Origin of the sequence: Aequoribacter sp., from assembly GCF_965659035.1 — a bacterium.
In the GTDB taxonomy this organism is placed as follows: domain Bacteria; phylum Pseudomonadota; class Gammaproteobacteria; order Pseudomonadales; family Halieaceae; genus Aequoribacter.
This window is the reverse complement of sequence record NZ_CBFHWH010000004.1, coordinates 25,577-41,658: the sequence shown is the minus strand read 5'-3', so window position 1 is coordinate 41,658 and position 16,082 is coordinate 25,577. Positions and strand designations below refer to the sequence as shown.

Annotated in this window: 14 protein-coding genes; 7 read left to right on the top strand and 7 right to left on the bottom strand. The window is 51.8% G+C overall.

Going from position 1 to position 16,082, the window contains the following annotated elements; genetic code table 11:
* Positions 1-79: 79 nt before the first annotated feature.
* A complete protein-coding gene (locus tag ACTF5Z_RS01565) occupies positions 80-406 on the bottom strand; it encodes a UrcA family protein (RefSeq protein WP_438984233.1) in 327 nt (108 codons plus the stop codon).
* A 210-nt stretch (positions 407-616) separates the two neighbouring features.
* Here ACTF5Z_RS01565 and hemH point away from each other — a divergent pair, with 210 nt between their 5' ends.
* A complete protein-coding gene (gene hemH / locus ACTF5Z_RS01560; RefSeq protein WP_438984232.1) occupies positions 617-1,702 on the top strand; it encodes a ferrochelatase in 1,086 nt (361 codons plus the stop codon).
* On the opposite strand, the gene ACTF5Z_RS01555 is transcribed toward hemH, so the two are convergent.
* Positions 1,703-2,662 carry a ZIP family metal transporter gene (locus ACTF5Z_RS01555; protein ID WP_438984231.1) on the bottom strand — a complete coding sequence of 320 codons (960 nt, stop codon included), beginning with the start codon at positions 2,660-2,662 and terminating at the stop codon, positions 1,703-1,705.
* 19 nt (positions 2,663-2,681) lie between these two features.
* Here ACTF5Z_RS01555 and ACTF5Z_RS01550 point away from each other — a divergent pair, with 19 nt between their 5' ends.
* Positions 2,682-3,752 (top strand): patatin-like phospholipase family protein, encoded by a 1,071-nt coding sequence (locus ACTF5Z_RS01550; RefSeq protein ID WP_423850250.1) that lies wholly within the window; start codon positions 2,682-2,684, stop codon positions 3,750-3,752.
* 45 nt (positions 3,753-3,797) lie between these two features.
* Here ACTF5Z_RS01550 and ACTF5Z_RS01545 read toward each other — a convergent pair whose 3' ends face one another.
* Both ACTF5Z_RS01545 and ACTF5Z_RS01540 read right to left on the bottom strand, forming a co-directional pair.
* On the bottom strand, positions 3,798-4,073 hold the full coding sequence (locus ACTF5Z_RS01545) for a polyhydroxyalkanoic acid system family protein (protein WP_438984230.1): 276 nt from the start codon (positions 4,071-4,073) through the stop codon (positions 3,798-3,800).
* Positions 4,074-4,076: 3 nt separating this feature from the next.
* Positions 4,077-4,955, bottom strand: coding sequence for a DMT family transporter (locus ACTF5Z_RS01540; protein ID WP_423850248.1), 879 nt, complete (start codon positions 4,953-4,955; stop codon positions 4,077-4,079).
* Positions 4,956-5,080: 125 nt separating this feature from the next.
* Here ACTF5Z_RS01540 and hslO point away from each other — a divergent pair, with 125 nt between their 5' ends.
* Positions 5,081-5,959 carry an Hsp33 family molecular chaperone HslO gene (gene hslO / locus ACTF5Z_RS01535; RefSeq protein ID WP_438984229.1) on the top strand — a complete coding sequence of 293 codons (879 nt, stop codon included), beginning with the start codon at positions 5,081-5,083 and terminating at the stop codon, positions 5,957-5,959.
* A 540-nt stretch (positions 5,960-6,499) separates the two neighbouring features.
* Positions 6,500-8,059, top strand: coding sequence for a phosphoenolpyruvate carboxykinase (locus ACTF5Z_RS01530; RefSeq protein ID WP_438984228.1), 1,560 nt, complete (start codon positions 6,500-6,502; stop codon positions 8,057-8,059).
* Between the two features lie 51 nt (positions 8,060-8,110).
* Here the strand turns inward: ACTF5Z_RS01530 and ACTF5Z_RS01525 are convergent, their stop codons facing one another.
* A complete protein-coding gene (locus ACTF5Z_RS01525; protein WP_438984227.1) occupies positions 8,111-11,212 on the bottom strand; it encodes an efflux RND transporter permease subunit in 3,102 nt (1,033 codons plus the stop codon).
* Position 11,213: 1 nt separating this feature from the next.
* Positions 11,214-12,392 carry an efflux RND transporter periplasmic adaptor subunit gene (locus ACTF5Z_RS01520; protein WP_438984226.1) on the bottom strand — a complete coding sequence of 393 codons (1,179 nt, stop codon included), beginning with the start codon at positions 12,390-12,392 and terminating at the stop codon, positions 11,214-11,216.
* A gap of 180 nt (positions 12,393-12,572) precedes the next feature.
* Between ACTF5Z_RS01520 and ACTF5Z_RS01515 the strand changes: the two genes are divergently transcribed.
* On the top strand, positions 12,573-13,181 hold the full coding sequence (locus tag ACTF5Z_RS01515; RefSeq protein ID WP_438984225.1) for a hypothetical protein: 609 nt from the start codon (positions 12,573-12,575) through the stop codon (positions 13,179-13,181).
* A gap of 115 nt (positions 13,182-13,296) precedes the next feature.
* A complete protein-coding gene (locus tag ACTF5Z_RS01510; protein ID WP_423850101.1) occupies positions 13,297-13,947 on the top strand; it encodes a TetR/AcrR family transcriptional regulator in 651 nt (216 codons plus the stop codon).
* Between the two features lie 5 nt (positions 13,948-13,952).
* On the opposite strand, the gene radA is transcribed toward ACTF5Z_RS01510, so the two are convergent.
* On the bottom strand, positions 13,953-15,332 hold the full coding sequence (gene radA, locus ACTF5Z_RS01505; protein ID WP_438984224.1) for a DNA repair protein RadA: 1,380 nt from the start codon (positions 15,330-15,332) through the stop codon (positions 13,953-13,955).
* Between the two features lie 53 nt (positions 15,333-15,385).
* Here radA and ACTF5Z_RS01500 point away from each other — a divergent pair.
* On the top strand, positions 15,386-16,082 hold a 697-nt coding region (locus tag ACTF5Z_RS01500), incomplete at its 3' end, for a DnaT-like ssDNA-binding domain-containing protein (protein WP_438984223.1).

Sequence of the window (16,082 nt, the reverse complement as noted above, 5' to 3'; positions counted from 1 at the left end):
TGAGCCTTAACTCAAAAAAAAGGCCGCACATAGCGGCCAATGGAGACACCAATACCGGGGAGTACTGGTTACATAAAAACTACAAAGACTGAACACCTCGCTCGACCGCAGTCATCGCATCTGAGCGCGCTTGCTCGTAGCACTCTTGGGCTTTCACTGCGCGCGATAAGCTACCCGCCAGGCGTGTTGACTGAGGCCCACACACTTTCTCGGCAGCCCGATCAATACGCTTTTGCAAGGTATCTCGCCCAGCAACTGATTCGAGATTAAGGTCCGCATAGGAGACACTGATGGCGTTTACCGCTTGCAGCTGCGCTGGGGCCTCATCAGCCGTTGCCTGTACTGCACCTGCCACAATTGAGACTGAGGCAAAAGCCATTACGGTATATCGAATAAAACTCTTCATAATTACACTCCTTCAATTTTCGTCGCACTGTGTTATTGGCGACCACGGGAGTTACAATAAGCGCGGACAGCGCTTTATCGAATACGCCAAACGATCAACAACAGCCCTGGCACGATGAAGCCAGTGCTCTGCGCGCCAAAGTGTTTTGAACCTAAGAGCACTTGCAGCCGTATGTAAGCTTGAGATAGACAATGACAACAGGAAACCCCCATGAAATATCACGGCTACCCCGACTTTAAACACAATCAGCATGGCCGTGTGGGTGTTCTCTTGACCAACTTGGGCACACCCGAAGCACCAACGGCGAAAGCTTTGCGTCCTTATCTAAAGCAATTTTTGTGGGACCCGCGAGTGGTGGAGGTACCTCGACCATTGTGGTGGCTGATTCTAAACGGCATTATTTTGCGCGTTCGACCAAAGCGTTCTGCAGCTGCCTACGCCGAGGTGTGGACCGACGAAGGCTCACCTTTGCTGACTCACAGCCTAAACCAAGCGAAAGCACTTCAGTGCGCTCTAACAGAATCCTATGGCGATCAGGTCATAGTGGATGTAGCTATGCGCTACGGGAAACCCTCCATCGCATCGGCAATCGATAAGATGCTCTCAGCAGGCGTGCGCAAACTGATCGTTTTACCCTTGTATCCGCAATACAGTGCGGCCACCACGGGGTCGACCTTCGATGCTATCGCTGATGAGTTTAAACAACGACGCTGGCTACCAGATTTTCGGTTTATCAGTCACTATCACGACCACAGCGGTTTCATTAATGCGATCACCAACAGAATCAAAGCACATTGGGCGGAGCACGGACGAACCGATAAGTTACTATTTTCGTATCACGGCATGCCGCAAAAATATTTGGAAAACGGCGACCCTTACCACTGCGAATGCCACAAAACCACGCGTCTCATTGCGGAGCAACTTGGACTCGCACCGAACGAATATATGACCACATTTCAAAGTCGTTTTGGTCGCGACCCTTGGTTGCAGCCATACACCGACGAAACACTGAAAGCACTGCCACAGCAAGGCGTTAAAAGCGTACAGATTATTTGTCCAGGGTTTTCCAGTGACTGCCTAGAAACGATCGAAGAAATTGGCGGTGAGAACTGCGAGTATTTCCTAGAAGCAGGCGGCCAACGCTATGAATATATTCCGTGTTTGAATGCCGAGCCCGATCATATAGAACTCATGCGAACCTTAATCGAAGAACAAGCCAAAGATTGGTTGACTGCCCAAATGCAAAATGCCCAGCAAACGCAGGATCTGGCAATAACTCTGGGCGCCAAACAATAGCTAGTGCATTGCGTGCAAACTAGCGGGCTCGATAAAGGCTATAGCGTAAGCGACTGCGATACCGAGCAAGAACGTAAAGCTCAGCTTCAGCCGATCATGACTGTGAAAGTGAACCTCAGGAATTAAATCGCTCAACGCGATACAGACAAACGCTCCAGCAGCGAAGGATAGTGTCGCGCCCAACAAACCCGGCGCCATCCCGTCCAACGATTGAAATCCAAAGTAAAACAGTAAGGCTCCTAAAGGACACATCAAGGCAAAAATCAGATTCACGGTACGCTGGCCATTCATACTGAGCCCCGCGGCTCGGGCAAGCGTTGCAATGGAGACGGCATCTAAGGGCTTGTGCAATAAAATGGCCACAAACACGCCAAGACCCACCCAGGCGACATGGGTAGAGCTTGCACCCTCAGCCAAGACAACAGCTCCCAGCGCCACGCCATCGATAATGGTATGCACGCTCAAACCAAAGGCAATACTGAGCCAACTCATTGGGTGTACTTTTACCGCTGTTGGCGTCGTCACATCGTGATCATGATGATGCGAATGATGATCATGATCGCAATGGCTGTGGTCAGCTGCAGGCGTAAAATCGTGCTGGTGGAAGTGAAACAACCGCAGCAACAGCAACATGCTGACTAAACCAATCATGAGCCACCAGACCACGTCGTCAATACCATAGCCCTCACCAAATTCGGCCAACGCGTGAGGCAACAAATGATAAAAGGCTACTCCTAGCATCAAGCCTGATACCGCGCTCATTGCCAGCTGCGTTCGAGTATGCGTCATGGTGATCAGTCGCGGTAACATACCACCGGCGTAGGAGCCAATCGCGATAGCGCCGCAGTAAAACAACAGTGTATTCCAAGCCGTGATCAAGCATGCCTCCAAGCAATGACGCGCTGGCGTTAACGCGTTATTATCCCACAACCACAACGCGCTGTAAGCTCGTCCATTCATGTTTTACTAAGCGATAGTCATGACTCAGCCCTTCCCACTCGATATCTACGCCGGCCCTACCGCATTCAAGCGCCTGCAAGAGCAAGGTTGGAACAGCGATTTATTCGATTTACTTGTGGGCGCGTCGGGAGGGCCAAAATGGTTGGTCTTATGCCAACTGGATATGGCACTCAACGAAACCCTGCTCGAAAAACGCTCAACCCCCCTTACTGCACTGGGCTCTTCGATTGGGTGTTGGCGTCACGCCTACCTAGCACAAGCCGATAGTGCCGCTGCTATGCAGGCGTTTTTGGACCCATACATTCATCAAACCTACGACCGCAAACCTACGACCGCCGAAATCAGTCAAGTCACTCGAGACATGCTGTCTGATCTGCTGGGCAAGCAAGGCAAACGAGCCATTTTAGAAGAGCATAAACTCAGAACCCGCATCGTTACAGCTCGGGCACCCTCGGCCGTCAACCCCGACAACCCAGTGCGTGTGGGCCGTCACATGCTGGGCGCTGCAATCGGCAATACCCTAGCTCGAGCGCGCTTGCAAAAACACTTTCAACGCGTGGTGTTTCATTCGGGACCCACTCCGCAAGAGGCTTTGCCCCTCACCGGGTTTGGTACCCATTGGGTACCCTTAATCGACGACGCGATCGCGCCCGCCATTCACGCCAGCAGCTCCATACCCGCAGTTTTGGTGGGCGAATCGAATATCCACGGCGCCCCTGAAGGTCATTATTGGGATGGCGGCATTATCGATTATCATTTTGACCTGCGTGATTATCATGGCGACGGCTTAGTGTTATACCCACATTTCACCAATCAAATAACACCCGGGTGGTTCGATAAAATGCGCAAGGCCCGCAAGCTCGACCCGCGCTCTGTCGACAAGCTCGTCTTAATCGCCCCCAGTCAGCGTTACATCAGCAAACTGCCCCACGCAAAAATTCCAGATCGCAGCGACTTCAGACGGTTTGATCAGGGCATGCGGCAACGCTATTGGCAAACGGTGGTCGAGCGCGGCGAGATACTCGCAGAGGCGTGGTTAACCGTGACAAACGACCCCAACCCAGTTCGGTTCGTCGAACGAAGCCTGTAAGACCTGAGAGGCCTAGTGCCAGAAATGCATCAAGCAGACTTGGCGCTAGCTTAAATGACGTACCAGATAGTCACGCATTTCTTTCTCGACAAGACCTTTAAACAAAGACATTGCCAGCCCCAATGTCACCTCAATATCGATTCGACCGGGCGCTATCAGCAAACGTCCCGATACGCCCTTGCCCTTCATAGTCGCGCTGTGGTCAAACCACTCACAAATCAGCCCGTGCTCTTTTTCTAAACGCTCAGCTAAACCCTTAGCTGCCTCGACTACTTCATCATCGGATCGCGCGTGTTTATGAGTAATTTTAATTTTCGCCATAGCTTAATCGCGCCGCATTGCAATGAAATTACCACCCAAAACTAACACAAGCCCAGCAGTGGCATACCAGGTCCATTGATAATCTTCGAAAACCGCAGAAATTACCAGCGCCACCAGGGGGGTTAACAGGGCGATATACCCAGCGCGAGATGGCCCAACCTCGCCAATTAAGGTGACGTAAAACCAAAATGCGGCAACCGAACCGATCAGACTCAAATAAAACAGTGATCCGAGATACTGAGAACTCCACTCGATAGTAATCGGCAAGCCCATAACGAAGCTCAAAAGATACAAACTACCCGACCCATAAAGCATTCCCATCATGTTGCACTGGAGCGGTGGTAATCGTTCGCGCATATTGCGGGCCGCAACGATATTACCCAATGAGGCCAAGCAGGTGCCGATAAAGCACAAAAACATGGCATTCAACGACTCATCTGCTAACGAGAAGCTAGCCACTTCGGGCGTGAATATTATCGCAATGCCGGCCATGCCCACGAGGCCGCTGACACCCACATACCAACTGAGCGGCAAATTCATAAAAATTCGACCCGCCACCATGTTGGTAATCACCATCATCGAGAATACTAATGACACCAAACCCGACGGTAGCGTTTGGGTTCCCGTGTAAATAAAAATGTAATTTCCGCTGAAGAGTAAAAGCCCCTGCAGCATCAAAAATCGTTGGTCTCGCCAACGAATTCGCACCAAGCGCCCGCTAATCGAGAGTCCGACTAAAACCACCACGCCAGCCACAGCGAACCGGTGAGCAATGGAAACCACAGGGTGGACAACACCTAACTGCAACTCAATGGCATACCAAGTCGATCCCCAAATCAACACGGTTACCACATAAATAAACCACTTGCCTGTTGCCGTCATAAAAGTGATCGCGCATAAATGAAAGGCGCGTAGTATAATGCACGCGTGTATCAGCATCTGAACTATTTATTGCTTTTCTTAGTGTCGACCAGCAGCGCCTGGATAAACCCAACATGGAACACACAATGTCTTTTGAACACATGGATTTAACCCAACGGTTTATTTTTGACGATGCAGACATCCGCGGCGAATACGTAAGGCTAGATCACAGCCTCACAGAATTGTTCAAGCTTCACGCTTACGCGCCGGGCGTAAAAATCTTGCTCGGCGAAATGTTAAGCGCCGCAGCACTCTTGACCGCCACCCTCAAGTTCGAGGGTAAACTTATTCTTCAGGCTCGCGGCGAGGGCCAAATCCCCCTGATCATGGCCGAAAGCACGCACGACAGAAAGCTACGAGGTATCGCAAGAGGTGCCGAACACGCGACAAGTCAGACATTTACTGAACTCATGAGCGAAGGCCAATTGGCTATCACGATCGATCCTATCGGCGGCAATCGCTACCAAGGCATCGTAACTCTCGAGGCTGACTCGCTCGCAAAGTCCTTAGATGCTTACTTTGAGCAATCCGAGCAGTTAGGCACCCGTCTGTGGCTTGCCTGCGATGGCGAGCGTGCCGCTGGCCTGCTATTGCAGCAACTCCCTACCGAAGTCACCAAAGATCATGCCTTGAGGGCTCAGCAGTGGGAGCACGTCACAACACTTGCTGACACCTTGAAAGACGACGAACTCTTGCAGCTTGATTCAGACACTCTGCTTTATCGCCTATTTCACGAAGACGAAGTCCGGCTATTTGACCCTGAACCCGCCGAGTTTTCCTGCTCGTGCTCGCGCGAGCGTAGCTTCGGTGCCATCGCGTCTTTAGCGCGCGACGATATTCAATCGCTGCTGCAAGAAATGGGGGAGATCACAGTCGACTGCGAGTTTTGCAATATGCAATACCGCTTCGATCACAGCGATTTTTCTGAGCTTGAACTACAGCCTGACGCACCGGTTCAGCACTAGTTCTTTGGCCTTCGCTACTGGATACTCAGACAAGAGCACAAAACCTTAGCCGAACGGCTGCAGCCTGTTTCGCGCGGAACGTCACGCGACAGGACGTCGCGTGCTTAGCGTGCCATTGACGGCCTTGAAGCGGTCCGCAAGAAATTGGCTGAGACACGAAGGCGGATCGTTAAACCTACAAATCTGGAATGCTACTTACCCGCGCCCAGCTCGTAATTCACTTTTCTTACGCCCGCGTCCCTCACGCTAATGGCGACGGCTCAAAAATGCGCGCTCGGTCAAAGCAGCGCACAGAGTATTCGCAAAACAAATCACGAGCTCGTTCGCTGGCTCAATTCCAAGATTCAAAAACTCAGAATCAGCGCAATTGATCTCGCATTAACTGAAACCTAGTGAAAATTTAATATAAATGCACGCACCGTTTACTTACTTTTTTAACAAAAGCACCCGTCGATCTGACATAATACTCGAACCGAAAAACTGATATAGGTGCCATAAGAGCGCCATAACCCTTTTCGACAGACACAGACAGGACACAACATGACCGAACAGAGCACGACGGTGACTAAGTACACTGACTTAACGCCCGCGCAATTGATTGAGGAATCTCTCAAACGTGGCGAAGGCATTCTTTCTGACACAGGCGCATTGCTTGTAACAACAGGCAAGCGCACTGGGCGCTCACCGGCGGACCGCTTCATCGTTCGCGAGCCCAGCAGCGAGGACGCCATCGACTGGGGCAGTGTTAACCGTCCGTTTGACGCAGATAAGTTCGACGCACTGTGGGACCGCGTTAAAGCGCACTTGGCGGAAGGTGATCGTTTTATTCAGCATCTGCACGTGGGCGAACACAAAGAACATTACATCCCTGTCTGCGTAACAACCGAAACAGCGTGGCAATCGCTGTTTGGACGCAACATGTTCATTCGCCCCGAGTCATACAACAGCGGCAACAAGGAAGAATGGCAGATCTTAAACGTTGCGTCGTTCGAATGTGACCCAGAGCGCGATGGCACCAATTCTGATGGCACGGTCATTATCAATTTCGGTCGCCGCAAAGTTCTCCTTGCGGGCATGCGCTACGCCGGCGAAATGAAAAAGGCGATGTTCTCTGTTCAGAACTTTCTGCTACCCGAAAAAGACGTCATGTCCATGCACTGCTCTGCAAACGTTGGCGAGGATGGCCAGACCACTCTGTTCTTTGGATTATCAGGCACGGGCAAGACAACATTAAGCGCCGATCCCGAGCGTTATTTAATTGGTGATGACGAGCATGGCTGGGCCAAAGGTTCGGTCTTTAACTTAGAAGGCGGCTGCTACGCTAAAACCATCGATTTGAGCCAAAAGAACGAACCGGTCATTTGGGATGCGATTCGCTTTGGTTCGATCATCGAAAACGTCGTACTAGACAATAACCGCCATGCGGATTACTGCGACACCAGCCTGACCGAGAACGGTCGTTGCTGCTACCCCTTAGAGCACGTCGAGAAACGCGTTATTGAAAATGCGGCGGGCGAGCCCAGCTGCGTTATTTTCTTGACCTGTGACGTATCGGGCGTGTTACCTCCGATCTCAATCCTCAGCAAAGAAGCTGCCGCGTTCCACTTTTTAAGTGGTTATACTGCTCGTGTGGGCTCGACTGAAGTGGGTGCAGAGGCGGGTGTTCACCCCACGTTCTCAACCTGCTTCGGCGCACCGTTTATGCCTCGCCCTGCCGGTGACTACGCTGATCTGTTGATGCGTCGTATTGAAGACTTCGGAAGCCAAGTTTACTTAATCAATACAGGCTGGACTGGCGGCTCAGGTGCTCCTGGTGGAACTGGTGCGCGCTTCCCAATCCCTGTGACTCGCGCGGTTGTGGCTGCAGCACAAAGCGGAGCGCTTGCCTCAGCACCAACCAAACACTTGGACATTCTGAACCTAGACTTCCCTACCGAAATCCCTGGTGTTGATGCCAAGTACGTCGATCCTCGCGCAAGCTGGGGTGACGACGCTGCTTATGACAAACAAGCGCAGGCTCTGGCTAATTTGTTCCAGAACAACATTACTAAGTTTGACGTATCAGAAGCGATTGTTGCGGCAGGTCCCAAGGCCAGCTAAGCAACTCTCCGCGTTGAATCAAAAAGCCCGCTCTTGCGGGCTTTTTTTGTATCAGGCGGAGGCGACCGCCGAGCGCGGCCGTAACAAGCTGCCCACCTGCTCGCCAAAGAGGTAAAGGCAGGGGACGAGCACAAGAGTCACACCGGTCGCAAACAGCACCCCAAAGGCCAATGAGGTCACCATAGGGATCAGGAATTGAGCCTGCACGCTTGTCTCAGACATAATCGGCAACAAGCCAATAAAAGTGGTGAGCGAGGTCAGAATAATCGGTCTGAATCGGTCGCGAGCTCCGTTTACCAGAGCGTCATACAGATTCATGCCACCCTCGTCGCGCAAGTTATTCACGCGATCGATGAGCACTAAATTGTCATTCACCACCACACCTGCGCAGGCAATAACGCCCAAAATTGAAAACATGCTCACTTGCCAATCCAAAATCAGGTGACCCAAAATGGCGCCCATGACACCAAAAGGTACGGCCGTAAGAATCAGGAAGGGTTGCCAGTAAGAGCGGAATGGAATCGCCATCAAGCCGTAAATGATCAGCAAGGCTAGCCCCATGTACGTTAACATTGCCCGCAAGAACTCCCCTTCCTCCTCCAACTCTCCATCCAAAGCCAACCCGACGCTGGGGTAGCTCTGCTGCCATACGGGCAGGTAGTCATTGATGATGGTATCGACGACGGCTCTGGGGCTCGACGTACCAGCCACAACATCGGCAGACACCACCAATGTGCGCTCGCGGTCCAAGCGCTCGATTTTCTGGTAACCAGGTTCAATCGCAACGTCAGCTACCGTGTTAAAAGGCACCTCTGAACCGTTGGGTAAACGAATGCGCAATTCGTCCAGATCATCGACCGACAAACGCTCGTTTTCGGGGTAACGCACCATCACTTTAACGTCTTCCTTTACCCTCGGGATACGCTGTGCTTCTGCTCCGTAGAAGGCTTCGCGGGCCTGCCGCGCTAAATCAAACAAAGTCACTGACAGGTTTTCAGCCTGCGGTTTTAAGTCCAACACAATCTCGTCGCGAGGCGCTTCCAGAGAATCGGTAATGTTGTAAACACCCTCGTAGGTCTCCAGAATAGCGCGCAACTCCGCAGCCACGCTTTGTAGGTCGCTCACTGACGTTGAGGTCAACACCAAGGTGATAGGCTTACCGAGATGGTTAATGGTGTAATCCACTTGTAGCGACTCGACTAACCCCAAATCACCCCAGGAGTTTTCTAGCTCAGTAGAGAGCTCTTTGGTGTCGACCTCGTCAGAGAGTGTTTCGACGATCACCCGCACTTGATTTTCGCGGGCCGACGCCGAGATATTCCCAATAGCCAGCTCATCTGCGAACTCAGGGCGCTGGTTGTAGTCACTTTTCATGGCAATCGCTGCTTGCTCGACCTGATCCATGACTTCAAGACTGCGGCGGAAAGGGCCTCCATCGGGAAGAGCAATTTGAACCTGCACGTAATCAGAGTTGACCTGAGGGAAAAAGCCCGAACGCAACCAGCCGCCCGCGTAGATAGCCAGAGTCATCAGCAGAGCAACCAAAAAGAAACCCAACACCAATACATTGTGTTTGAGAGCGCCCTTTAACATCGGCTGATAGTAATCGTCGGCGATACGTACCAAACCATCTGCAAACTTCAGTCGCACTGTCTCCAATGTTTTTAAGATCGCCGAACGTGGCGGTGCGGCAGGTTTCATGTACGCCAAATGCGGCGGCAAGATCCATAAACTCTCGATCAAGGAAAACGCCAAGGCCAAAATCACCACCACAGGTATGGCCGTTGCCGCCGACGCCATATCACCGGGCATAAACAACATAGGTACAAAGAAAATCATGGTGCTTACCACCGCGTACATTACCGGCTTTAACACGGCTTTAGCACCAATGAAGGCTCCGTCGGAACCAGGGTGGCCATTGGTTTGGTAGGTATGAATGGATTCACCCACAATAATGGCGTCATCCACCACAATCCCCAGAATCAGCAGGAAAGCGAACAGTGAAATCATGTTCAAGCTGGTGTTCGTATACTGCAATAAGAAAAACGCGCCCATAAAAGCCACGCCGATGCCCACGCATACCCACATCGCGAGTTTAGGTCGCAAGAAAAGCAGCAAGACCAAGAACACCAAGCCCAAGCCACCCACGCCGTTCTTAAGCAAGGTGTCTACACGCTCGACAAAGGGAACCGAGGAATCGCGCCACATGGTTAGCGTCACACCCTCCGGCATGGTCGGCTGGGTTTTTTCGATCCATTGATGCACGACCTCGCTGGTACGAAGAGTCTGCGGATCGCTCGTCACGTAAACATCCAAAGCGTGACTACGCTTACCATTAAAACGGGTCTCGATATCGATATCGGCAAAACCATCTCGAACGACAGCGACATCCCCGAGGGTCACGGTTACCCCATCGGACCGCGTGATTAGAGGAATGGCTTCGAAATCGGTACGTCCATAAGCCTGACCCCGAGTCTGTAAACGAATATCGCCTGATTCCGCTTTGATGGCACCTGCCGGCAAATTAAGCGATGCACCCCGAATGGCCGCCACCACTCCGTCAAACGTCAGGCCGTAGCGTCGTAAGTTAGCCTCGGCAACCTCGACCGATACCTCGTAGGGGCGGGGGTCTCGCAACTCCACGACCGATACATAAGGCTCTGCAGAAAGGTCATCGCGTAAACGCTCGCCCAGTACTTTGAGTTCTCGCTCGCTCAAATCACCCGCAATGTTCACCACCGCCATCAGGTGACGATACGCGTTCTCCACAACGATCGGCCGTTCGGCATCACCAGGAAAGGTATTTATTGCATCAACCCGAGTCTTGACGTCGGCCGTCAATTTCGAGGTATCGTAACCTTGCTCCGCTTCGATCAATACCGTACCGACGCCCTGCTGAGCTACGGAACGTATTTCTTTTACACCGCGCAAATCGTGCACGGCTTCTTCAATGCGCGCGCAAATTTGCTCTTCGACTTCGCGCGGGCTAGCGCCCGGATACACCATCGAAACGGATACCGAGTTGATTTCGATTTCTGGGAAAAACTGCTTATTCAAGGCTGGAATCGCCAGTAATCCGCCAAGCACCAACAGAATCATCAGCAAGTTTGCTGCGATTGGATTATCGATAAACCAGCGAATTGGTCCGTTCATATCAGTTCACCGCCCCTATGAGCGCGTCAGCTGTTCGCACGCGCGTACCAGCAAGAACGCCTGCTGGTAATTGTGTTACCACGTTCATTGCTCTATCTAACCCCAGAACCCACGCCTGTTGCCCATCTGACTGCAATAAATCGACACCGTGCTCACGCAAAATGTCCTGATCGTCCACCCATCGAATGGTGCCGTCCGTATGTATCGCGCTACGTGGCAATTGCGTTACACCCTCTATAGGCTTACCGCGCAAGGTTGCTGACACGAACAGCCCCGGAGTCAAGGGCGGGTAGTTAGCATCGTCGTTAAAACCAAAAGGATCATCAACGGCGACCATAACAAAATGAACGCGAGATTGAATATCCACATCGGCACCGGTGCCGATCAAGCGACCATTCCAGGTCCACGTTTGTCCCGCTACCTGTGCACTTATAGTGACCTGATCCACTTCCGGATTAGCAGATTCCAACAAACGAAGATCTAGCATTGCCAGCTGCTTGTCGGTTAGGGGTAACTGGATACGAACTTCGTCGGTTGAATAGACTTCAGCGACCGGCATACCCACACCAATGTATTGGCCCAAATCCACCAGCTTTTGCCTAACCCGCCCGTCAAAAGGCGCTTTGATTTTGGTCTGCTCCAAATCGCGCTGGGCTTTGGCAACTTCAATCTCGGCCGCTTTCACAGCCGCCTGCGACGCCTCGATTTGCGGCTGCCTTAAAAACAGCGCATTCGCGGATTCACTCCCCAAATCCCGCCATTCGCGCTGGGCTTGCAGTGCTCGGCCACGTTCTTCAGCCAAGCGCTGCCGCGCTGCGGCAAGCTGGGATTCTGCTCGCGCCATTGCTAAACGATACTGCGTATCATCGACGCTCAGTAGTACATCCCCTTGCTTAAAAAAGCCGCCGGGGCGGTAATGCTCGGATATCGACAGAACTTGGCCCATCACCTCCGAGCTTAATCGTGTTGCAACCGCGGGCTCCGCCGTTCCTTGAGTGGTGACCATCAGACTCTGGGCCGTCGGCTCAGCTTGAATAACACTGACCTCGATGGGTGCCGGTGCGATAATTGGTTTGGGGTCGGGTTTCGGCTTACCGGTTAAAATTTTAAAGGCGATGAAGACGCCGATAACAACCACCACAAGGGCTTGAAAAAAACTTTTGAAACGTAAATTTGGCACCGATCTTGTCCTGATTTTTGAAGGCGAAATTGTGCACCAGTCTTTACGAAAATACAGCCGCTGTGGATCCCAATTAGAGTAAAAAACCCACAATGAACACTTTTTTTATTTTTAGTATGTGTTTTCTAATTTTGCTTACTACTATGCGCCCCAAGTTCACGCAAAGTTCAGGAGAACATCATGGCTGAAGATATCAAAACCGAAGTAAGCGCAGTAGAAGCACCTGCAGAAACTGTAGCAGCTACAATTGAAGCAGAGGCGAAACCAAAGCGCGCGCGTCGCACCACAGCCGCTAAAAAAGCACCTGTGAAAAAAGTCGCCGCCAAAACGACCGCTCGCAAATCAGCAACTGACAAAGCAGAAGCCACCAAGACTACGGCGACCAAAACTCGTCGTACAGCGGCTAAAGCAAAGCCAGCAGCGGCCAAAACACGCGCCAAAGCTAAGCCCGAAACCGCCAAAGAATCAGCTTTTGAATTGCCGCGCAAAGCAGTACTCGCCGGCTTAGGCGTATATGGCAAAGCCTTCGACGAAGTGCAAACTCGCCTGAAATCTTTAAACGAAGAGTTAGAAGCTCAGCGTGGCAAAGCCAGCGAACTGTATAAAGAGTTGGTAGCACGCGGCGAGAAAGTCGAAACCGAAGCCAAAGAGAAGTTGGCGGATATCGATACCAGCAAATTCGCAATCGCCAAACTCGCTGATCGTGAGGCCATTGAAGCGCGCATCGAGAAAGCTAAAGGTCGCTTCGAGCGTTTGCGCAAAGCGGCTGGCCTGAACAAGGTCGCCTAAAGGATACATCCAGGAATTCCACGAATCCCTTATGTTTATGGGTCGCTTATGCGGCCCTTTTTTTTATTCTCCAAAAATGTGCCACAATGCGCCCATCTAGTCAGAGTGTCGGCCTGTGAAAACTCCTGATCGTATTTTACACACAGCCTTAACCCTTTTTAACGAGCAGGGCGAGGTACACACGACGGCCCTAGAAATTGCTGATGAACTCGATATGAGCCCAGGCAATTTGTACTATCACTTCAAAGGCAAGGACCCCATCATTGCCGCACTCTTCGATCAATTTGAACAACGCATCAGCGAAACCTTAGCCGCACCTATTGCCGCCCCTTTGGCCAATCAAGAGTCTGTCGAGAACAACTGGTACTATCTATTCGTCTTGTTTGAAGATATGCACGACTATCGGTTCATATACGATAACTTAACTGATTTGATCAACCGTTACCCAAAAGTCGAGCGTGGTTTCAAACGGATATTGGCGCTAAAACGCGCCGCGTTCTATGCCCTGTGTGATGAACTTATCGCCCAAGGCGGCGACACCAGAGAACAGCAATTGAACGCCATTGCCGACAACCTGTCGCAAACGGCCACCTTCTGGTTCTCGTTCGATCACTTACTCCACGGGCGACGCGATCCAGAAATTACGATGCACCGAGGTGTTCTGCAGCTTCTGACGATGATTGCACCTTATTTAGGCGACGCCCAACAGCAATTTTACCGCGACTGCGAAACGATTTTTGAAACCCTACAGACCGCCCGCCAATAGAATGATTATATTTGCAGAGCGTCCATCGCCTCGGACAATTTGGACACCCCCACGACCTTCAAACCGTTAATCGGCTGTTTAGGCATATTGCCCTTGGGTACAATCGCATGTTTAAAACCATGCTTGGCAGCTTCGGCCAGGCGTTCTTGCCCACTGGGTACTGGGCGAATCTCACCCGCTAAGCCTACTTCGCCAAATACGACCCAATCGCGCGGCAAGATACGATCTTTAAAACTCGACACTATAGCCGCTAACAACGATAGGTCGGCGCTCGTTTCCAAAACTTTAACCCCGCCCACCACGTTAGCAAATACGTCTTGATCGCCCAGCTGCAGTCCCGCGTGTCGATGGAGGACCGCCAACAGCATGGCCAAACGGTTTTGCTCAAGGCCCACGGCTACGCGTCTGGGATTGGACAATGACGAGTCATCGACCAGCGCTTGTATTTCAACCAATAAAGGACGCGTACCTTCCCAAACCGCCATGACAATGCTGCCAGGTGCGGCGTCATGCCCTCGGTCTAAGAATATTGCCGAGGGGTTTTTCACCTCACGCAAACCCTTATCAGTCATGGCAAACACACCCAACTCATTGACAGCGCCAAAACGGTTTTTCTGACCGCGTAAGGTTCTAAAGCGCTTGTCGGCGTCGCCTTCCAATAAGATCGAGCAATCGATCATGTGTTCAAGTACTTTAGGTCCGGCAAGCGAACCGTCTTTTGTCACGTGACCCACCAAAAAAAGTACGGTGTTCGACAACTTCGCATAGCGAGTCAAGCGCGCCGCACACTCGCGCACCTGCGACACACTGCCGGGAGCCGAGGTGATATCATCGGCATGCATAACCTGTATTGAATCTACCACCATCACCGCAGGTTTGATTTCCTCTGCCGTGGCCAACAGCGCATCAATATTGGTCTCAGCCATTAATCGCAGGCGGTCAACCGGTAACTCTAGGCGATGCGCTCGCATCGCGATCTGTTGCGGCGACTCCTCACCGGTTACGTATAGTACCTCGCGGTCTTGCGCCAGATGACACATCGTTTGCAACAGCAAAGTACTTTTGCCTGCTCCTGGATGTCCACCCACTAAAATTGCCGATCCGGGGACTAAGCCACCCCCTAAAACACGATCAAATTCGCTGGTACCCGAAGTAAAACGCGGTGTTTTTTCAAGATCGATTTCACTCAGTCGCTTGGCTTCGCTTCGAACGCCTGCGTAGCTGGCGTTCGCTGTCTGGGTTTTACTGCGTTTTGCGCCACTCGCCGGGCCCAGCTTAAACTCGACGAGGGTATTCCATATTCCGCAGTCACTGCATTGTCCCTGCCATTTTGCGTAATCCGATCCACATTCGTTGCAGACAAACGCTGTTTTTGCTTTCGCCATGAGGTACCCTTAGCTACCAAGGTTTATAAACTTAACTAAACAAGCGACCCAGTATGCCCCGATCGTCTTTACTTCCTGAAACGTCCATGGTGTTTTCGCCCGCGCTCGCGGCAACCATTGGTCTGGAAGAAGCCATTCTACTGCAACAGCTTGACGCACTCACGCAACACCTTGACGGCCATACCCAACGCGGCTTTAAGTGGTTCACGCTACCACGCCAGCAGCTGCTAAACCATTGCGGATTTTGGACCTCAGGTGATTTGCACCGAATAAGTCGTAATTTGGTTGAAAAAGCCGTCATTTTAATCGACTCACCCCCACTACACAGTAGCGATCAACTGGTTTTCGCCTTTAACCAACCCGCAGAAAAGAGCGAACAGGTACAGCCGACTCAACCGCCAAGACGAGCGCAAACGCTCAGAAATAATTGGTCCCCTAGCGAGGACATTTTGCAGTTACTGCAATTAAACCACGCCATCCCGCGCCAATTTGCGCTGGATCAACTGGAAGACTTCATTTTGTACTGGCGCGAGCGCGATGAGCCATCACATGCTTGGGAGAACAAGTTCAGGACGCATGTCATAGGCCAATGGCGACGTCAGCAAGCACCCAAAAACGGCTCGAACTTCGAGGTAAATCAGCCCGCGCGATTGGACAATAACTGGCGCCCTAATGCCGATGCCTTAGAAATTCTAAATCGCAACGGAGTCGACCCAGAGTTCGTTAACGAGGCCATCCCTGAGTTTGTTT